Here is a 17,649-nt window from a genome sequence, read left to right as displayed (position 1 = left end):
GTCTCTGTCATCCCTTAGCTGAAAGTGTTGCCTCGACGACACGCATCGCCTCGACGGTTTCTTTAACGTCATGCACTCTGACAATCTGTGCGCCCTGCATAGCGGCGATCACCGCACAGGCCACACTGCCGATAACCCGCTGTTCAGGGGGTACATTCAGCAGTTGTCCAATCATCGACTTACGCGACATCCCTACCAACAGCGGCAGGCCGAAGTGATGAAACTCTGACAATCTGGCCAGCAGTTGATAATTGTGAGCCAAATTCTTACCGAAACCGAATCCTGGGTCGAGCAGCAATTTCTGATTTGTAATCCCGGCGGCATTACAGCGTTCAATATGTCGCTGGAAAAAGGCGTTAACATCACCAATAAGGTCATCATAGTGCGGCGCCTGCTGCATGGTGCGCGGTTCACCCTGCATGTGCATCAAGCACACCGGCAGCCCGCTTGCCACAGCTGCGTCCAGCGCGCCCGGCTCCTGCAACGAGCGAACGTCATTGATCAGATGCGCACCCACTTTAGCCGACTCGCGGATCACCCCGGCTTTCGAGGTATCCACCGAGATAAAGACTTCAAAACGCCGGGCAATGGCTTCCACCACAGGCACTACGCGTGCGATCTCTTCGTCTTCACTAACCTCTGCCGCTCCCGGTCTGGTCGACTCGCCCCCCACATCAATCATGGTCGCACCAGCCGAAATCAGGGCATGGGCATGCAATAACGCCTGATTTAGAGTGTTGTGTTGGCCGCCGTCAGAAAAAGAATCCGGGGTTACGTTGAGGATCCCCATCACCCGCGGATGGGAAAGATCGAAAGTCGTGTCTCGCACGGTTAACTGCATTACTAATCCACCTTACTGTTGCCTGGTTCACTGCCCGCCGGACAATAAAAAACCCCGGCATGCCGGGGTTCGATGTTATTACACAGCCAAAGTTACTTGTCTAGCTGTTCAGACAGGGTATTGCCTGGGTTTGGCGTGCGTGGCTCATCTACAGGCGTTGGGGCTTTTGGTGTGCCGCCATTGTCGGAGTTGCTGCCTTTGCTCGCATCGTCCCAACCCGCTGGCGGACGCACGTCTTTACGGTTCATCAGATCGTCAATCTGTGGCGCATCGATGGTTTCATACTTCATCAAGGCATCCTTCATTGAATGCAGGATGTCCATGTTTTCCATCAACAACGCACGCGCACGGATATAGTTGCGTTCGATCAGGGATTTTACTTCCTGGTCGATGATGCGCGCGGTTTCGTCCGACATGTGTTTCGCTTTGGCCACGGAACGGCCCAGGAACACTTCGCCCTCTTCTTCCGCATACAGCAGCGGCCCCAGCTTCTCGGAGAAGCCCCATTGGGTCACCATGTTGCGGGCAATCGAGGTCGCCACTTTAATGTCGTTCGACGCACCGGTAGAGACTTTCTCTGGCCCGTAAATGATCTCTTCAGCCAGACGACCGCCGTACAGCGTAGAGATTTGGCTCTCCAGCTTCTGACGGCTGGCGCTGATTGCATCGCCTTCCGGCAGGAAGAAGGTGACGCCCAACGCTCGGCCACGCGGAATAATAGTGACCTTGTGCACCGGATCGTGCTCAGGAACCAGACGGCCGATAATGGCGTGGCCTGCTTCGTGATACGCGGTCGACTCTTTCTGCGCTTCGGTCATCACCATGGAGCGACGTTCCGCCCCCATCATGATCTTGTCTTTGGCTTTTTCGAACTCAACCATCGACACTACGCGTTTGTTGCCGCGGGCGGCAAACAGCGCCGCTTCGTTGACCAGGTTAGCCAGGTCTGCACCTGAGAAGCCCGGAGTACCACGTGCAAGCACAGAAGCATCAACGTCTGGCGCCAACGGCACGCGACGGGAGTGCACTTTCAGGATCTGCTCACGACCACGTACGTCTGGCAGACCAACAACGACCTGGCGGTCGAAACGGCCTGGACGCAGCAATGCCGGGTCAAGTACGTCAGGACGGTTGGTCGCAGCGATGACGATAATGCCTTCGTTGCCTTCAAAGCCGTCCATTTCAACCAGCATCTGGTTCAGCGTTTGCTCACGTTCATCGTGACCGCCACCCAGACCGGCGCCACGTTGGCGACCGACGGCGTCGATTTCATCGATAAAGATGATGCACGGTGCCGCTTTCTTGGCCTGTTCGAACATGTCACGCACACGAGAAGCACCCACACCGACAAACATTTCCACGAAGTCGGAGCCGGAAATGGTGAAGAACGGCACTTTTGCTTCACCCGCGATGGCTTTCGCCAGCAGCGTTTTACCGGTCCCTGGAGGGCCAACCATCAGCACGCCTTTAGGGATCTTGCCGCCCAACTTCTGGAAACGGCTCGGCTCACGCAGGTATTCCACCAGTTCGCTCACTTCTTCTTTTGCTTCATCACAACCGGCAACGTCAGCAAAAGTGGTTTTGATCTGGTCTTCCGTCAGCATACGGGCCTTGCTCTTGCCGAAGGACATCGCGCCCTTGCCGCCGCCGCCCTGCATCTGCCGCATGAAGAAGATCCAAACCCCAATCAGCAACAGCATCGGGAACCATGAAATGAAGATAGAAGCCAGTAAACTCGGCTCTTCAGGCGGTTCACCAACAACTTTCACATTTTTCGTCAACAACGTATCAAGCAACTTAGGATCGTTGACAGGGATGTAGGTCGTGTATTTGTTACTGTCTTTCTTGGTAACGTTAATTTCACGTCCGTTGATTCGCGCTTCGCGAACCTGGTCCTGGGTCAGCTCGGACATGAAGGTAGAGTAATCCACCCTACGGCCATTCGACTCGCTGGGCCCAAAGCTCTGGAATACAGACATCAACACTACCGCGATGACTAACCAGAGAATTAGGTTTTTCGCCATGTCACTCAAGGGATTAACCTCATATTACAACTGTGTTAACAAACAGCGTTAGGGTACTACAGCTTGCGCCCTGTCGCTACAATGTACACTTCGCGCGAACGTGCGCGGGAAGCGTCTGGCTTACGAATCTTAACCTTCGTAAACAGGGAGCGAATTTCCCGTAGGTACTCGTCAAAGCCATCTCCCTGGAACACCTTCACCAGGAAACTTCCGCCTGGCGCGAGGACATCACGACACATTCCCAGTGCTAATTCCACCAGATACATCGATCTCGGAATATCGACGGCCGGAGTGCCACTCATATTCGGGGCCATGTCAGACATAACCACCTGAACCTTACTTTCACCTACACGTTCCAACAGAGCTTTAAGGACCAGTTCATCACGAAAATCGCCCTGAAGGAAATCGACACCAACGATAGGATCCATTGGCAAAATATCACAGGCGATGATACGACCGTTACCGCCGATCTGCGTGACTACATACTGCGACCAACCGCCCGGCGCTGCGCCTAAATCCACTACGGTCATGCCGGGTTTAAATAGCTTGTCACTCTGCTGTATTTCATCAAGTTTAAACCAGGCGCGCGAACGCAGCCCTTTTTTCTGCGCCTGTTGCACATATTTATCGCTAAAGTGTTCTTGTAACCAGCGACTGGAGCTAGCAGAACGCTTTTTATTAGCCATCTCGTTTTCCAACTATCATAAAAAGAGTCTTATGTCAGGTTCGCTGCTCACGTAGACTCACACCGGTGAAGACCGATTTGGTGATATACATGAGATGGCGGTAGAATGTACCGTTTTCAATCCCAACTTAAGCAAAAAAGACAATGAATCTGAATAATAAACAAAAACAGCACCTGAAAGGCTTGGCGCACCCGTTAAAACCGGTTGTCATGCTGGGTAATAACGGTCTCACCGAAGGGGTGCTGGCTGAAATTGAACAGGCTCTGGAGCATCATGAGCTGATCAAGGTAAAAATCGCTGCTGAAGATCGCGAAACCAAAACCCTGATCGCCGACGCTATCGTACGTGAAACGGGTGCCTGCAACGTGCAAGTCATCGGCAGTACGCTTATTCTTTACCGCCCTTCGAAAGAGCGCAAGATCAGTCTACCGCGTTAATAAGCATTGGGTTAACGAAAAGGTGCCATGCACCTGACTCAGATAAAAGGCCGCATGCGGCCTTTTTCCTTTCTTTACAAAACCCTGGCGAATTTCTGAACGATCGGGCGTATATCAGAGATATTCAACCTTCAGGATCTCGTAATCTACATCGCCGCCCGGGGTTTTAATGACGACCACATCGTCTTGCTCTTTACCGATCAAACCGCGCGCCATGGGTGAATTTACCGAAATCAGATTTTTCTTGAAGTCGGCCTCATCGTCACCCACGATTCGGTAAGTCACTTCTTCTTCGCTATCCAGATTCATCACCGAAACGGTGGAGCCAAAAATCACGCGGCCATTGTTTGGCATCTTGGTGATGTCGATCACTTGCGCGTTCGACAGTTTGGCTTCAATTTCCTGAATACGTCCTTCGCAAAAACCCTGCTGCTCACGAGCCGCATGGTACTCTGCGTTTTCTTTCAAATCGCCGTGTTCACGGGCAGTCGCGATGTCCGCAATGATTTTCGGACGGCGCACGCCCTTCAGATATTCAAGCTCTTCGCGCAATTTTTCAGCGCCAAACAAGGTCATCGGAATCTGTTTCATATAGTAAATACCTCTAAATCTTTCCTGTTCAAATAGCCGTCGTCCTGACGTGTTCGAATGAAAAAACGGTAGGTGTATACCCCCCCGCCTCCAGGCGACAAACAAAAGAAGCCTGACTCGGGACATTCGCCCAAGTCAGGATCGATTTTGCATTTTGATACGCATTTTAGCGTAGAGTTCCTTGAGGGTCATCGTTTACTTTCTCCCTGAATGCACCGTAGTATGGCGGCACGTTATCCAGCTGTTATCCCGAGATTATGCGTTTTTCACGAATTGTCAGTGCATTGGCTTGCGCATTTGTTCTGAATGCAAATGCGGCCCCGGTGGAAGATTACACACAATATTTGCCTGATGGGGCCAACCTTGCCCTGGTAGTTCAGAAGATCGGCGCCGATGCGCCGACCATCGATTATCATTCACAGCAAATGGCGTTACCGGCCAGTACCCAAAAGGTGCTGACGGCGCTGGCTGCCTTGTTGCAGCTCGGCCCCGACTATCGTTTCACCACCACGCTGGAAAGCCAGGGCGATATCAGCGACGGCGTGCTGCGCGGCAATCTGATCGCCCGCTTCAGCGGCGACCCGACCTTTAAACGCCAAAGCCTGCGTAATATGGTGGCGATCCTGAAAAAACAGGGCGTGCGCCAGATTACCGGCGACGTGCTGGTCGACACGTCGGTATTCGCCAGCCACGACAAAGCCCCAGGCTGGCCGTGGAACGATCTGACGCAGTGCTTTAGTGCACCGCCGGCAGCGGCGATCGTCGATCGCAACTGCTTCTCGGTATCGCTGTACAGTGCGCCAAACCCAGGTGATATGGCCTTTATACGCGTAGCCTCTTATTACCCGGTCAACATGTTCAGCCAGGTGCGAACATTGGCGAGAGGCTCTGCGGACGCCCAATACTGTGAGCTGGACGTAGTGCCGGGCGAATTGAACCGCTTTACCCTGACCGGCTGCCTGACCCAACGCAGCGATCCGCTGCCGCTGGCGTTCGCCATTCAGGACGGAGCCAGCTATGCCGGGGCTATCCTGAAAGATGAGCTGACGCAAGCCGGTATCCAGATAGATGGCCACCTGAAACGCCAGACTCAGCCTGGCCTGGCCGGCACGGTGATTGCGCAGACGCAATCGGCACCGTTGCATGAACTGCTGAAAATCATGTTGAAGAAATCGGACAACATGATCGCCGATACCGTGTTCCGCACTATCGGTCATGAACGTTTCGGCGTTCCGGGTACCTGGCGCGCCGGCGCAGATGCCGTACGTCAGGTGCTGCGTCAAAAAGCCGGAGTCGATCTGGGCAACAGCATTGTGGTGGACGGTTCTGGCCTCTCGCGTCATAACCTGCTGGCCCCGGCGACCATGATGCAAGCGTTGCAATACATCGCGCAGCATGACAGCGAACTGAACTTTATTTCGATGCTGCCGCTGTCGGGCTACGACGGCACGCTGCGCTACCGTGGCGGGCTGCACGAAGCCGGTGTCGATGGCAAGGTTTCCGCCAAAACCGGCGCACTGCAGGGCGTGTATAACCTGGCGGGCTTTATCACCACCGCCAGCGGCCAACGTCTTGCTTTCGTGCAATACCTGTCGGGTTATGCCGTGCCGCCGGAAGATCAGAAACAGCGTCGCGCTCCTCTGGTGCGTTTCGAAAGCCGCTTGTACCGGGATATTTATCAGAATAACTGAGGATCAGGATGAAACTGCTGATTGTTGAAGACGATGAGCTGTTGCAGCAAGGGCTGGCGCTGGCATTGGCCAACGAAGGTTATGCCTGCGACTGCGCCGCTACGGCGGCGCAAGCCAATGCGCTGCTCATTACCAGCCAATACAGCATGATCATCCTCGATCTCGGTCTGCCCGACCAGGACGGCGCCAGCCTGCTGCGACAGTGGCGCCGTCAGCAAGTCGACTTACCGGTGCTAATCCTCACCGCCCGCGATGCACTGGAAGACCGTGTCGACGGGCTGGACGCCGGTGCTGACGATTACCTGGTGAAGCCCTTCGCGCTGGTTGAGCTGCAGGCACGGGTGCGCGCCTTAATCCGCCGCTATCAGGGCCACAGCGACAACCTCATGCAACTGGACGATCTCCAGCTCAATCTTTCCAGCCAGCAGGTTTACGTTCAACAGCAGCCAGTTGAAGTCACGCCAAAAGAGTTCGCCATCCTGTCTCGCCTGATGATGCGCGCCGGGCAAACGGTCAATCGTGAACTGCTGCAACAGGACCTTTACACCTGGCAGGATGATTTAGGCTCCAATACGCTGGAAGTGCATATCCATAACCTGCGCCGCAAATTGGGCAAGGATCGCATCCGCACCGTCCGCGGTATCGGTTATCGCCTGGAATCCTCATCATGATCAGCATGCGCCGTCGTCTGTTGTTGATGCTGGCGCTGATCCTCCTGGTCACCCAGCTTATCAGCGCCTTTTGGTTGTGGCATGAAAGCCAGGAACAAATCAGCTTCCTGGTGGATGAAACGCTGTCGGCCAAGATTCGTACCGAGCGCGTAGACACCGAAATCGCCGAAGCGATAGCTTCGCTGCTAGCCCCTTCTCTGATCATGATGATCGTCACGTTGCTCGCCTCATTCTGGGCCATTAGCTGGATTATCCGCCCGCTCAACCAGCTGCAACAACGGTTGGAGAAACGTTCCGCCGATAACCTGACCCCACTGCCCCTTAACAGTGACAGCCTGGAAATGAAAGCGGTCACCACCGCACTCAATCAGCTTTTCTCACGCCTGGACAACACCATCCAGCAGGAGCGGCTGTTCACCGCCGATGCGGCGCATGAGCTACGCACGCCGTTAGCGGGGATCCGTCTGCATCTGGAACTCATGGAAAAACAGGGTATTGAGCAAAGCAAACCGCTGATTAACCGTATTGACCAACTGATGCATACCGTCGAACAGCTGCTGATGCTGTCGCGCGCCGGGCAGGATTTTGCCAGTGGGCACTATCAACGTTTTGACTGGGTGAAAGATGTGATCCAGCCACTGAGGGAAGAGCTTGAGGAGTTGGCCGCTCAACGCGAACAAAAGTTGCTATGGCGACTCCCTGCGGAGGCGCAAATCCATGGCGATCCGGTGCTGCTGCGCCTCTTGCTGCGCAACCTGGTGGAGAATGCGCACCGCTACAGCCCCGAAGGCAGCCTCATTCAGGTTACGCTTATACCTCAGGACCGCGGCCACCTGCTGCAGGTGATCGATGAAGGCCCGGGCGTTAAAGACAAGATGGCGAGCGAGCTCACTCAGGCGTTCCGCCGTATGGACCAGCGTTATGGCGGCAGTGGGCTAGGTCTGAACATCGTAACCCGTATCGTGCAGTTGCATCAGGGGCATCTGACGCTGGAAAATCGGCAGGATGCCAGTGGGCTGAATGCCCAATGCTGGCTGCCTGAAAACGTGCTGGACAGATAACGTCAATAAAAAAAGGGCCCAGTTTTGTGAACTGAGCCCTTCTCTTCGCAAGATTATTTCTGGTAAACGATCTCGACGCCTTCGTCGTCATCTTCGTCCCAGTCGTCATCCCAATCGTCATCCGCTTCGGCTTCCACTTCCGCGAGCTGTTCACGGTGGTAATCGTCCCACATGAACTCGACTTTCTCAGGTGCGCTTTCTTCGATCGCCATAGCTTTCGGTTGGGTGTTGATAAAGTTCATCACGTCCCAGCACAGCGCATTGACACCTTCGCGGTTGGCGGCGGAGATCATGTAGTACTTACCTTCCCAACCCATGCCCTCTGCGATCGCCTTGGCACGTTCGGCCGCTTCTTCCGCACCTACCAGGTCAACTTTGTTGAACACCAGCCAGCGTGGCTTCTGCGCCAGATTTTCGCTGTATTGGTTCAGCTCGTTGATGATGATTTTGGCATTTTCTATCGGATTGGATTCGTCGATCGGGGCAATATCCACCAGGTGCAACAGCACGCGGCAACGCTCCAGATGCTTCAGGAAACGGATACCCAGGCCGGCACCGTCGGATGCACCTTCAATCAGCCCCGGAATATCAGCTACCACAAAGCTCTGCTCGTGATCCATACGCACCACGCCCAGGCTTGGCACCAGAGTGGTAAACGGATAGTCGGCAACCTTTGGCTTGGCGGCGGAAACCGCGCGGATAAAGGTCGACTTGCCGGCATTAGGCAGGCCGAGCATGCCGACATCGGCCAGCAGCAGCAGCTCCAGCAAGATATCGCGGGCTTCACCGGCAGTACCCAGCGTCTTCTGACGCGGTGCACGGTTAACCGAGGATTTGAAACGGGTGTTGCCCAAACCGTGCCAACCGCCTTTAGCGACCATCAGTTGTTGGCCGTGGCGGGTCATGTCACCGAGGATCTCGCCGGTGCCCTGATCCTGCACACGAGTACCGACCGGCACCTTGACGGTAATGTCTTTGCCACGCTTACCGGTACAATCACGGCTCTGACCGTTCTGGCCGCGTTCGGCACGGAAAGATTTCTCAAAGCGGTAGTCGATCAACGTATTGAGGTTTTCGTCCGCCAGCAGATAGACGTCACCGCCGTCACCGCCGTCGCCGCCATCCGGCCCACCGTTCGGGATATACTTTTCGCGGCGGAAGCTGACACAACCATTACCACCGTCACCTGCAACGACCAAAATCGCTGCTTCATCTACAAACTTCATTTACCGTCTCCGTAAATCATTCACCGGGCTGCTTTAAAGGAGCAACCAGGTTGGTTTCTGCCCGTCGCGGCCACCACCGGTGACCAATTGCGGAAAACATGGCGCCCGCTACCACCACGAAAGCACCGATATAGCCGACGACATTCAATGCCGGGGCGGCGAATACGTGTGGCCAGGCCAGCGCCAATAAATCTGAAAACAGCAGGGTAAACAGCGGCGTCAGCGTGATTAACGCACTCACCTGCGCCGCCTGCCAGCGCGCCATAGCTTCCGCCAGTGCGCCGTAGCCAATCAATGTGTTGGCGCCACAAAACAGCAAGCAGGCCAATTGCCAACCACTGAACTGGGAAATCAGCTCTGGCCGGGCCAAAGGGAACAGCGCCACTGCACATAAAGTGTACAACATTACCAGGATCTGCGGCGAGGCCAATCGACGCAGCAATACTTTCTGCGCAACGCCATAAGTCACCCAAACCATCGCCGCACAGACGCCCAACAGCACCCCAAGGGTGTAATCCGTCAGGCGGGTGAAGATCTCAATCAGGCTGACATTGAAAAACAGCATCAGCCCACAGATCAACATTAGCGCGCCAATCACTTGGGTGATACGCATGCGTTCTTTTAAAATCAACACGCTGGCGAACATCATACCCACCGGCGACAGCTGGCCGATCACCTGCGATGCCGTCGGGCTGAGATACTGTAGCGAAGAACTGAAGAAGATAAAGTTCCCCAACAGGCCCGCAGTGGCGACAGCCAGTATTAACAGCCAGCGCGGCTGACGGAACATTTTTACCGGGGGCAACCTGCCGCGTATTGCCAGAATGGTTCCCAGGCCGAGTGCAGCAAGGGTAAATCGATACCAAACGATGGTAAACGGATCCATCACTACCAGCACTTCTTTCATCGCAATCGGCAACGCACCCCAGCAAATCGCCGTAGTCACCGCCAGAGAAATGCCAATTCCGACCTGCTGTTTCGTTTCCATCTTACCTTTGCCAACGCTGACGGGCCGGTACATAAGCAGCCCATAAATGTAAAAAGCCCCGCAACGAGTTGCGGGGCTTACATCTATTTAGTAAGGCTCGGAAAATTATTCAGCTTCGATGCTGATGAATTTACGATTGCTCGGGCCTTTAACTTCGAACTTGACTTTACCGTCTTTCAAAGCAAACAGAGTGTGGTCTTTGCCGCAACCCACGTTGGTACCAGCGTGGAATTTGGTGCCGCGCTGACGAACGATGATGCTGCCTGCCAGTACTGCTTCGCCGCCAAAGCGTTTTACGCCCAGACGTTTAGCTTCTGAATCGCGACCGTTACGAGTCGAGCCGCCAGCCTTTTTGTGTGCCATTAATCCGCTCTCCTAACTTAAGCGCTGATGCCGGTGATTTTAACGTCAGTGAACCACTGACGGTGGCCCTGCTGCTTACGGTGGTGCTTACGACGACGAAACTTAACAATCTTAATTTTCTCGCCACGACCGTGAGCAACTACTTCAGCTTTGATCTTACCGCCATCGACGAAAGGAACGCCGATTTTGATATCTTCGCCATTAGCGATCATCAGAATCTGGTCAAACTCAACCGCTTCACCAGTTGCGATGTCCAGCTTTTCCAAGCGAACGGTCTGACCTTCGCTTACTCGGTGTTGTTTACCACCACTTTGGAAAACCGCGTACATATAAAACTCCGCTTTCCGCGTGCCCAACTGTTTAGTACAGAGCGCGCTATAAATATTCACAATAGGGCGCGAATTCTACGCAATAATCCCGCATATGACAAGAGCAGAATAAGACCAGAAGCAGAAAAAAGAAGAAAAAAAGCACAGTTTCTTTCATGGCGTTTATCTGAGCCGTTTTTCAAGTACAATCAGGAGGACAGTTACCGCCATGTACCGATGTGAGCAGCGATCTCAACGCGGTGAAGAGAAACACAGCTGAAAAAAATACAATGAACCTAGAGCAAATTACCGAGTTAACCGCGCAAGATATGGCGGCCGTGAACGCAACAATTCTCGAACAGCTGAATTCCGATGTCACACTCATCAATCAGCTTGGCTATTACATTATCAGCGGTGGCGGTAAACGCATCCGCCCGATGATCGCCGTTCTGGCGGCGCGGGCATTGCATTATCAGGGTGATAAGCACATTACCGTTGCCGCACTGATCGAATTCATTCATACCGCGACTCTGCTGCATGATGACGTGGTGGATGAATCCGACATGCGGCGCGGCAAGGCTACCGCCAATGCCGCGTTCGGCAATGCTGCCAGCGTGCTGGTGGGCGACTTCATTTATACCCGCGCTTTCCAGATGATGACCAGCCTGGAATCACTCCGCGTGCTGGCGCTGATGTCCGAGGCGGTCAACGTCATTGCCGAAGGTGAAGTGCTGCAGTTAATGAACGTGAACGATCCGGACATCACCGAAGAAAGCTATATGCGAGTGATCTACAGCAAAACCGCTCGTCTGTTTGAAGCGGCGGCGCAGTCGTCGGCGATCCTTTCAGAGGCCAGCGAAGCAGAAGAAAAAGCGCTGCAGGATTACGGCCGTTATCTCGGCACCGCTTTCCAGTTGATCGACGATCTGCTCGATTACAGCGCCGACGGCAGCACCCTGGGTAAAAATACCGGTGACGATCTGAACGAAGGAAAACCCACACTGCCCTTGCTGCACGCCATGCGTAACGGCAACAGCGCACAAACGGCCATGATCCGTGAGGCCATTGAGCAAGGCAGCGGCCGTCATCTGCTGGAACCGGTTTTACAGGCCATGCAACAGTGCGGTTCGCTTGAATATACCCGCCAACGCGCCGAAGAAGAAGCCGATAAGGCGATCGCCGCGCTGCAGGTTCTGCCGGAATCGCCTCATCGCTCCGCGCTGGAAGGATTAGCGCACCTTGCGGTTCAGCGAGATTTTTGAGAAACAAAAGACCTTCAGCAGTTTCTACAGACCCGCGGCGCGGGTCTGTTTTCATTTCCCCTCTGTAATACGCGCCAGCAGGCTGCCTATGCCTTCACGCATCAGGAACGCCAATACTTTGTCACGCTCGGTTTCCGTCAGGTGATAGTAATACTCAATCCATACCGCCAACGGATCCTTTCGCTCAATGTCATAAATAGCCGGATCTTCTTTCATTATCAGTAAGTTGCGCGTACCTGACGGTAAGCTGTCAATATGATATTCCAGCGCCTTTCCCTGCACGCCTTTACGTCGGCGGCTGATCCAGCCATCACGACGCGCCATCAAATTTATTCCCTGTGGTGAAGAGGGTAATCCTGCAATGCCTGTAAGTTCCTTGGCGGCAAACCACTCTTTTTTCATAGCCATGATCTCTGAGGAAAATGTGCAAAGATATTTTTTAGAAATTAATGAGATATTTTTTTTGGAAATTTAGTGGTATTCTAATTTCCGTATAAGCGTTTCATGTTGTTCAAACGATTAATCTTGACCTGTTAGTTATACCACTAACAGAACTTTCGCTAATCAAAAAAGGGAATGCAAACATGAATTCAAGGAACAAGGACTGGCATCCGGCGGATATCATTGCAGCTTTACGTAAGAAGGGAACAACACTGGCGGCGGTATCCCGCAAAGCGGGGCTTAGTTCATCAACACTGGCAAACGCGCTATCGCGGCCCTGGCCAAAAGGGGAATGGCTGATTGCCGAAGCGCTGGACATCCATCCTGCAGAGATCTGGCCAAGCCGCTATTTCGACCCTCACACCAACGACCTGCTGAATCGAAAAGCCCGTATCAGGTCATGATTCGGGCATAAAAAAACCGCCGGTGCGATGTCCGGCGGCTTGTGCATACTCATGCGTTCTGGGTTGATCAGTTATTGATAAACTTTTCGCCCAGTTCGATATCTTTATGCAGAACATCCAGCATCTCTTCCAACGCTTTCTGCTCGAACGCGCTCAGAGTACCGATGTCTTTACGTTCTTCTACGCCGTTTTTGCCCAGCAGCAGCGGTTGTGCGAAGAAGCGGGCATATTTGCCGTCACCTTCCACATAAGCGCATTCCACCACGCCTTTTTCACCTTGCAGCGCACGAACCAGAGACAGGCCGAAACGCGCCGCCGCCTGACCCATTGACAGAGTTGCGGACCCGCCGCCGGCTTTGGCTTCAACCACTTCAGTACCCGCATTCTGGATACGCTTGGTCAGATCCGCCACTTCCTGGTCGGTAAAGCTCACGCCCGGGATCTGTGACAACAGTGGCAGAATGGTCACGCCAGAATGTCCGCCGATAACCGGCACGTTCAACTCTTCCGGCTGTTTGCCTTTCAGCTCAGCCACGAAGGTGTTTGAACGGATGATATCCAGCGAGGTCACGCCAAACAGTTTGTTTTTGTCATAAACACCGGCTTTCTTCAGCACTTCTGCAGCGATTGCCACGGTGGTGTTTACTGGGTTGGTGATAATGCCGATGCAGGCTTTCGGGCAGGTTGTTGCCACTTGCTGGATCAGATTACGCACGATGCCTGCGTTGACATTGAACAGATCTGAACGATCCATACCAGGTTTACGCGCAACGCCGGCAGAAATCAGCACTACGTCTGCACCATGCAGAGCTGGAGTAGCATCTTCGCCGCTGAAGCCTTTGATTTTAACTGCGGTAGGGATGTGGCTTAAGTCGACGGCAACGCCTGGGGTAACGGGGGCAATGTCGTAGAGAGAGAGTTCAGAACCTGAAGGAAGCTGGGTTTTGAGTAGAAGGGCGAGGGCCTGGCCGATACCGCCAGCAGCACCGAGAACTGCAACTTTCATCCTATACTCCTTTATTATCTTAAATATATAAAGCGCCGTGAATATGTTGGTTACGGACCTTAAATTATTACACCTTTAAAAACAATCTCTTAACAGTCTGTTTGGGAGCTGGCGCAATAAAACAGCCGATGTCGCGCTCATTTTAAATTAAATGGCTTACACATTAAGGGCATAGCGCACATTAATCAAAAATAGTGCGAGGTTATTCACAAGCAAGTTAACCGGCGGTTACATTACACCCTTACACAACATCAGAACAACATCATTTTAATAACATTTTCTTTACCGCCACGGGCCGCTTTTTCGGTCGCTGAAAGGGCATATTCATGGGGTACGGATTTTGTTAAAATCCCGCCCTTTCCTCATTGTCCGGGCAGCATTGTTGTCTTCGGACGTCCTTTTATTGCATAAAAATTCATTTATATGCATAATAATCACTTCTATTGTCAACATTCCACGGTGCAAAATGCGTAATCCCGCAAAGCAGGAAGATCTGATCAAGGCGTTTAAAGCGTTATTGAAAGAAGAAAAATTCAGTTCTCAAGGCGAGATCGTTTTGGCGCTGCAAGAAGAAGGCTTCGAAAACATCAACCAATCCAAAGTATCGCGCATGCTGACCAAGTTTGGCGCGGTGCGTACCCGCAATGCCAAAATGGAAATGGTGTATTGCCTTCCGGCCGAACTCGGCGTGCCGACCACCACCAGCCCACTGAAGAATCTGGTGCTGGATGTCGATCATAACGATGCCGTAGTGGTCATTCATACCAGCCCCGGCGCCGCACAGCTGATCGCCCGCCTGCTGGATTCCCTGGGTAAATCCGAGGGCATACTCGGCACCATCGCCGGTGACGACACCATTTTCGTTACCCCGGCCAGCAGCTTTACCGCTCGCCAACTGTACGAAGCCATCCTGTCGCTGTTCGAACAAGAGTTATGATGCTCAACGCTAACAAAATGCGGCTGACGGTCGCGTTTTGTTAGCGCTTCTTTAACCCTGTCTTTACCTTTCCCTCACGCCCTACCACGTTTAAAACCCGATTTCCGCCTTGTTGCGACACATTCCAATGGCATTTATTCAAAGCCAGCGATAGCTGCTGCACGCTTCCGCACGTTTGGTCAAAGACACTTACCTTATTGAAATTACATAAATTTAACATCAAAAGACCGTTTTATGAGCGATTTTTATTCCATATGGTTATTAAAAATAAGAGACGTCATAATAAAGTTTCACTAGAAACTGTTAGCTAGCTATTAATTTTTAGAGTTACTAGATGTATACTCATTTCCGTGACGTAAATCACAGTTCGTTGGAACTGATAAAAGAATACGATAAGGTGAGATCATGAAAATTAAAGCTACCGTTGCAACACTAAGCCTCCTGTCTGTGCTTTCCTTTGGCGCATTTGCAGCACAATCCGTTGATGCAGATCAGGCAGCAAAACTGCAGTCCGCAGGCACCATTACCGTCAGCGGCATTGGCGGCACCCCTTCAGACATCCGTCAGGCGCTGTCTGAAAAAGCCGATGCCCGTGGCGCGACCGCTTACCGTGTGATCGAAGCACGTAACGAAGGCAACTACCACGCTACGGCTGAAATCTATAAATAAGACCCGGCATTACCCGGCAACGGGCAATAAATCTCTGGAAACCAGCATTACCGATAACAGCTTTCAAGAATAATAAACGCTGTAAAGCCCTTCCTGGCTGTTATCGCAACAGGACCCACGACCATGAACATGAAAATTACCCTCGCTGCAATTAGCCTGATGTCTGCCCTTTCGTTCGGCGCTTCAGCCGCTACGCTGATCACCAACGATCAGGCCGGCGATCTTCAGTCTGTCGGCACCATCACCGCCAATGGCGTCGCCGGTGCACCTTCGGATATTCGTCAGGCGCTGTCCGACAAAGCCGATAAACAAGGCGCTAAAGCGTACCGAGTGATCGAAGCCTACGAAAACGGCAACTGGCACGCGACTGCCGAAATCTACAAATAACAATTCAGAGAGCGCGGTTGCCGAACTGATTACCCTCGTCACTGCCACTGCCGAGTTCTGTGGTAACCACTGATTCTCTGAGGAAATCTCGTCGTCCTATCCGACGAACCCCGTTGCCCTCGCTCGCGAGGGCTTTTTTATAGGCGAAAAAAAGGGCCGCAAACGGCCCTTTCTCGAATCAACCCTGTCGATCAGTAGGTGACTTTCGGCTCTGGCTTGTTGGCCAGTGCTTCCAGCAGCCGATCGTGGATCCCGCCGAACCCACCGTTGCTCATCACCAGGATATGGTCACCCGGCTGGGCGGTTCTCACAATCATATCCACCAACGTACCGAGATCGGCACTCCAGTGGGCCGGCTGCACGCAGGCTTCGGCCACTTCCGCCACCTGCCAGGGGATATGGTGCGGCTGGAACAGGAATACCTCATCGGCACGGCCAAGCGATGGCGCCAAATCGTTCTTGCTGATGCCCATTTTCATGGTATTGGAACGTGGCTCAAGCACCGCCAGAATACGGGCGGTGCCGCCCACTTTGCCGCGCAGAGCGGCCAGGGTCGCCAGGATCGCCGTTGGGTGATGCGCAAAATCGTCATACACCGTGACGCCATTGGCTTCACCGCGCAATTCCAGGCGGCGACGGGCATTGATGAAATCGCCGAGCACGACGCAGGCGTCCGCAGGCTGCACGCCAACGTGACGTGCGGCAGCAATGGCCATCAGGCCATTATGCATATTGTGTTCGCCCACCAGCGCCCATTTCACCTCACCCGCCTTTTCACCATTGAGGAACACTTCATAGTGGCTGGCGTCCGGCGTCAGCTTGTGCGCCCGCCATGCGCCCTCTTCCCCGACCAACTCCTGCTCGCTCCAGCAGCCCATCGCCATCACCTGTTTCAGGTGGCTGTCGTTGTCAGGCAAAATGATCTTGCCCTTGCCCGGCACCAGACGCACCAAGTGGTGGAACTGCTTCTGGATCGCTTTCAGATCGTCGAAGATATCGGCGTGATCAAACTCCAGATTGTTCATGATCAGCGTACGCGGGCTGTAATGAACAAACTTGGAGCGCTTGTCGAAGAACGCACAGTCGTACTCATCGGCCTCGATCACAAAGAACGGGCTGCCACCCAAGCGTGCGGAAACGTCGAAGTTCCCCGGCACGCCACCGATGACAAAGCCGGGCTGATAACCGCAGGCTTCCAGGATCCAGGTTGCCATGCCGGCGGTGGTGGTCTTGCCGTGGGTCCCGGCAACCGCTAACACCCAGCGATCGCGCAGTACATAGTCATGCAGCCATTGCGGGCCGGAAACATAAGGGATGCCTTGCTCCAGCACCGCCTCCACGCACGGGTTACCGCGTGTCATGGCGTTGCCGATGATCACCAGATCCGGCACGGGATCCAACTGAGCCGGATCGTAACCCTGGATCAGGTCGATCCCCTCTTTCTCCAACAGCGTGCTCATCGGCGGATAGACATTAGCGTCAGAGCCGGTCACCTCATGTCCCAACGAACGAGCCAGTACCGCCAGCCCGCCCATAAAGGTGCCACAGATCCCAAGAATGTGAATGCGCATAGTTTTCTCAATTGAGTACGTCGAATGTTACCTTATTCTACCGCTCAGAATCGTCCAGAAGAAATGGATTTGCCTATGAATAGCG

20 protein-coding genes are annotated in these 17,649 nt (G+C 53.5%); 9 read left to right on the top strand and 11 right to left on the bottom strand.

Annotation, left to right across the window (positions count from 1 at the left end; all coding sequences use genetic code 11):
• Window positions 1-7: 7 nt before the first annotated feature.
• The 3 genes from folP to rlmE all read right to left on the bottom strand — a co-directional run bounded on the left by folP (window position 8) and on the right by rlmE (window position 3,551).
• A complete protein-coding gene (folP, locus tag JEM67_RS02845; RefSeq protein WP_199635622.1) occupies window positions 8-841 on the bottom strand; it encodes a dihydropteroate synthase in 834 nt (277 codons plus the stop codon).
• Between the two features lie 92 nt (window positions 842-933).
• Window positions 934-2,865, bottom strand: coding sequence for an ATP-dependent zinc metalloprotease FtsH (gene ftsH, locus JEM67_RS02840; protein WP_041415851.1), 1,932 nt, complete (start codon window positions 2,863-2,865; stop codon window positions 934-936).
• Between the two features lie 56 nt (window positions 2,866-2,921).
• Window positions 2,922-3,551 carry a 23S rRNA (uridine(2552)-2'-O)-methyltransferase RlmE gene (gene rlmE, locus JEM67_RS02835; RefSeq protein WP_004952836.1) on the bottom strand — a complete coding sequence of 210 codons (630 nt, stop codon included), beginning with the start codon at window positions 3,549-3,551 and terminating at the stop codon, window positions 2,922-2,924.
• Window positions 3,552-3,694: 143 nt separating this feature from the next.
• On the opposite strand from rlmE, the gene yhbY reads away from it, so the two are divergent.
• Window positions 3,695-3,988 (top strand): ribosome assembly RNA-binding protein YhbY, encoded by a 294-nt coding sequence (yhbY, locus tag JEM67_RS02830; protein ID WP_004933536.1) that lies wholly within the window; start codon window positions 3,695-3,697, stop codon window positions 3,986-3,988.
• 114 nt (window positions 3,989-4,102) lie between these two features.
• On the opposite strand, the gene greA is transcribed toward yhbY, so the two are convergent.
• The gene (gene greA / locus JEM67_RS02825) at window positions 4,103-4,579 is read right to left on the bottom strand and encodes a transcription elongation factor GreA (protein ID WP_004952832.1); all 477 of its coding nucleotides are present in this window, start codon (window positions 4,577-4,579) and stop codon (window positions 4,103-4,105) included.
• Between the two features lie 257 nt (window positions 4,580-4,836).
• Between greA and dacB the strand changes: the two genes are divergently transcribed.
• From dacB to pmrB, 3 genes are read left to right on the top strand one after another with little or no spacing between them, the layout of a single operon-like run.
• Complete coding sequence (dacB, locus tag JEM67_RS02820) at window positions 4,837-6,270, top strand: serine-type D-Ala-D-Ala carboxypeptidase (RefSeq protein WP_199635621.1); 1,434 nt, start codon at window positions 4,837-4,839, stop codon at window positions 6,268-6,270.
• A gap of 8 nt (window positions 6,271-6,278) precedes the next feature.
• Entirely contained in the window at window positions 6,279-6,941 is a 663-nt protein-coding gene (gene pmrA, locus JEM67_RS02815; RefSeq protein ID WP_004952828.1) for a two-component system response regulator PmrA, read from the top strand.
• Window positions 6,938-8,002 (top strand): two-component system sensor histidine kinase PmrB, encoded by a 1,065-nt coding sequence (gene pmrB, locus JEM67_RS02810; protein ID WP_199635620.1) that lies wholly within the window; start codon window positions 6,938-6,940, stop codon window positions 8,000-8,002. Before pmrA ends, pmrB begins: the two co-directional genes overlap by 4 nt.
• A 53-nt stretch (window positions 8,003-8,055) precedes the next feature.
• Here pmrB and cgtA read toward each other — a convergent pair whose 3' ends face one another.
• The 4 genes from cgtA to rplU all read right to left on the bottom strand — a co-directional run bounded on the left by cgtA (window position 8,056) and on the right by rplU (window position 10,908).
• On the bottom strand, window positions 8,056-9,228 hold the full coding sequence (gene cgtA, locus JEM67_RS02805) for an Obg family GTPase CgtA (protein WP_013811270.1): 1,173 nt from the start codon (window positions 9,226-9,228) through the stop codon (window positions 8,056-8,058).
• A gap of 16 nt (window positions 9,229-9,244) precedes the next feature.
• A complete protein-coding gene (locus JEM67_RS02800) occupies window positions 9,245-10,216 on the bottom strand; it encodes a DMT family transporter (RefSeq protein ID WP_199635619.1) in 972 nt (323 codons plus the stop codon).
• A 105-nt stretch (window positions 10,217-10,321) separates the two neighbouring features.
• Window positions 10,322-10,579: a 50S ribosomal protein L27 gene (gene rpmA, locus JEM67_RS02795; RefSeq protein ID WP_004933559.1), complete on the bottom strand. Its 258-nt coding sequence runs from the start codon at window positions 10,577-10,579 to the stop codon at window positions 10,322-10,324.
• A 17-nt stretch (window positions 10,580-10,596) separates the two neighbouring features.
• Window positions 10,597-10,908 carry a 50S ribosomal protein L21 gene (rplU, locus tag JEM67_RS02790; protein WP_004933561.1) on the bottom strand — a complete coding sequence of 104 codons (312 nt, stop codon included), beginning with the start codon at window positions 10,906-10,908 and terminating at the stop codon, window positions 10,597-10,599.
• Between the two features lie 269 nt (window positions 10,909-11,177).
• Here rplU and ispB point away from each other — a divergent pair, with 269 nt between their 5' ends.
• The gene (gene ispB / locus JEM67_RS02785) at window positions 11,178-12,149 is read left to right on the top strand and encodes an octaprenyl diphosphate synthase (RefSeq protein ID WP_006323259.1); all 972 of its coding nucleotides are present in this window, start codon (window positions 11,178-11,180) and stop codon (window positions 12,147-12,149) included.
• Between the two features lie 51 nt (window positions 12,150-12,200).
• Here the strand turns inward: ispB and JEM67_RS02780 are convergent, their stop codons facing one another.
• Window positions 12,201-12,551, bottom strand: coding sequence for a DNA-binding protein (locus tag JEM67_RS02780; protein WP_199635618.1), 351 nt, complete (start codon window positions 12,549-12,551; stop codon window positions 12,201-12,203).
• Between the two features lie 182 nt (window positions 12,552-12,733).
• Between JEM67_RS02780 and JEM67_RS02775 the strand changes: the two genes are divergently transcribed.
• A complete protein-coding gene (locus tag JEM67_RS02775; RefSeq protein WP_004952809.1) occupies window positions 12,734-12,994 on the top strand; it encodes a helix-turn-helix domain-containing protein in 261 nt (86 codons plus the stop codon).
• A gap of 67 nt (window positions 12,995-13,061) precedes the next feature.
• Here JEM67_RS02775 and mdh read toward each other — a convergent pair whose 3' ends face one another.
• Window positions 13,062-14,000 (bottom strand): malate dehydrogenase, encoded by a 939-nt coding sequence (mdh, locus tag JEM67_RS02770; RefSeq protein WP_013811266.1) that lies wholly within the window; start codon window positions 13,998-14,000, stop codon window positions 13,062-13,064.
• 466 nt (window positions 14,001-14,466) lie between these two features.
• On the opposite strand from mdh, the gene argR reads away from it, so the two are divergent.
• From argR to yhcN (JEM67_RS02755), 3 genes are all read left to right on the top strand, one after another.
• Complete coding sequence (gene argR / locus JEM67_RS02765; RefSeq protein WP_004952803.1) at window positions 14,467-14,937, top strand: transcriptional regulator ArgR; 471 nt, start codon at window positions 14,467-14,469, stop codon at window positions 14,935-14,937.
• Window positions 14,938-15,342: 405 nt separating this feature from the next.
• Window positions 15,343-15,606 carry a peroxide/acid stress response protein YhcN gene (yhcN, locus tag JEM67_RS02760; RefSeq protein WP_199635617.1) on the top strand — a complete coding sequence of 88 codons (264 nt, stop codon included), beginning with the start codon at window positions 15,343-15,345 and terminating at the stop codon, window positions 15,604-15,606.
• 123 nt (window positions 15,607-15,729) lie between these two features.
• Window positions 15,730-15,993 carry a peroxide/acid stress response protein YhcN gene (gene yhcN / locus JEM67_RS02755; protein ID WP_013811265.1) on the top strand — a complete coding sequence of 88 codons (264 nt, stop codon included), beginning with the start codon at window positions 15,730-15,732 and terminating at the stop codon, window positions 15,991-15,993.
• A 191-nt stretch (window positions 15,994-16,184) separates the two neighbouring features.
• On the opposite strand, the gene mpl is transcribed toward yhcN (JEM67_RS02755), so the two are convergent.
• A complete protein-coding gene (gene mpl, locus JEM67_RS02750; protein ID WP_013811264.1) occupies window positions 16,185-17,564 on the bottom strand; it encodes a UDP-N-acetylmuramate:L-alanyl-gamma-D-glutamyl-meso-diaminopimelate ligase in 1,380 nt (459 codons plus the stop codon).
• Window positions 17,565-17,649 lie beyond the last annotated feature (85 nt).

Origin of the sequence: Serratia sp. PAMC26656 (genome assembly GCF_016469055.2) — a bacterium.
GTDB lineage: Bacteria > Pseudomonadota > Gammaproteobacteria > Enterobacterales > Enterobacteriaceae > Serratia > Serratia plymuthica.
This window is presented reverse-complemented; position numbering and strand designations above follow the sequence as displayed.

Bases quoted from the DNA above. Each gene is read 5' to 3' on its own strand.
- folP (WP_199635622.1), bottom strand. From the start codon at position 841: ATGCAGTTAACCGTGCGAGACACGACTTTCGATCTTTCCCATCCGCGG.
- ftsH (WP_041415851.1), bottom strand. From the start codon at position 2,865: ATGGCGAAAAACCTAATTCTCTGGTTAGTCATCGCGGTAGTGTTGATG.
- rlmE (WP_004952836.1), bottom strand. From the start codon at position 3,551: ATGGCTAATAAAAAGCGTTCTGCTAGCTCCAGTCGCTGGTTACAAGAA.
- yhbY (WP_004933536.1), top strand. From the start codon at position 3,695: ATGAATCTGAATAATAAACAAAAACAGCACCTGAAAGGCTTGGCGCAC.
- greA (WP_004952832.1), bottom strand. From the start codon at position 4,579: ATGAAACAGATTCCGATGACCTTGTTTGGCGCTGAAAAATTGCGCGAA.
- dacB (WP_199635621.1), top strand. From the start codon at position 4,837: ATGCGTTTTTCACGAATTGTCAGTGCATTGGCTTGCGCATTTGTTCTG.
- pmrA (WP_004952828.1), top strand. From the start codon at position 6,279: ATGAAACTGCTGATTGTTGAAGACGATGAGCTGTTGCAGCAAGGGCTG.
- pmrB (WP_199635620.1), top strand. From the start codon at position 6,938: ATGATCAGCATGCGCCGTCGTCTGTTGTTGATGCTGGCGCTGATCCTC.
- cgtA (WP_013811270.1), bottom strand. From the start codon at position 9,228: ATGAAGTTTGTAGATGAAGCAGCGATTTTGGTCGTTGCAGGTGACGGT.
- JEM67_RS02800 (WP_199635619.1), bottom strand. From the start codon at position 10,216: ATGGAAACGAAACAGCAGGTCGGAATTGGCATTTCTCTGGCGGTGACT.
- rpmA (WP_004933559.1), bottom strand. From the start codon at position 10,579: ATGGCACACAAAAAGGCTGGCGGCTCGACTCGTAACGGTCGCGATTCA.
- rplU (WP_004933561.1), bottom strand. From the start codon at position 10,908: ATGTACGCGGTTTTCCAAAGTGGTGGTAAACAACACCGAGTAAGCGAA.
- ispB (WP_006323259.1), top strand. From the start codon at position 11,178: ATGAACCTAGAGCAAATTACCGAGTTAACCGCGCAAGATATGGCGGCC.
- JEM67_RS02780 (WP_199635618.1), bottom strand. From the start codon at position 12,551: ATGAAAAAAGAGTGGTTTGCCGCCAAGGAACTTACAGGCATTGCAGGA.
- JEM67_RS02775 (WP_004952809.1), top strand. From the start codon at position 12,734: ATGAATTCAAGGAACAAGGACTGGCATCCGGCGGATATCATTGCAGCT.
- mdh (WP_013811266.1), bottom strand. From the start codon at position 14,000: ATGAAAGTTGCAGTTCTCGGTGCTGCTGGCGGTATCGGCCAGGCCCTC.
- argR (WP_004952803.1), top strand. From the start codon at position 14,467: ATGCGTAATCCCGCAAAGCAGGAAGATCTGATCAAGGCGTTTAAAGCG.
- yhcN (WP_199635617.1), top strand. From the start codon at position 15,343: ATGAAAATTAAAGCTACCGTTGCAACACTAAGCCTCCTGTCTGTGCTT.
- yhcN (WP_013811265.1), top strand. From the start codon at position 15,730: ATGAACATGAAAATTACCCTCGCTGCAATTAGCCTGATGTCTGCCCTT.
- mpl (WP_013811264.1), bottom strand. From the start codon at position 17,564: ATGCGCATTCACATTCTTGGGATCTGTGGCACCTTTATGGGCGGGCTG.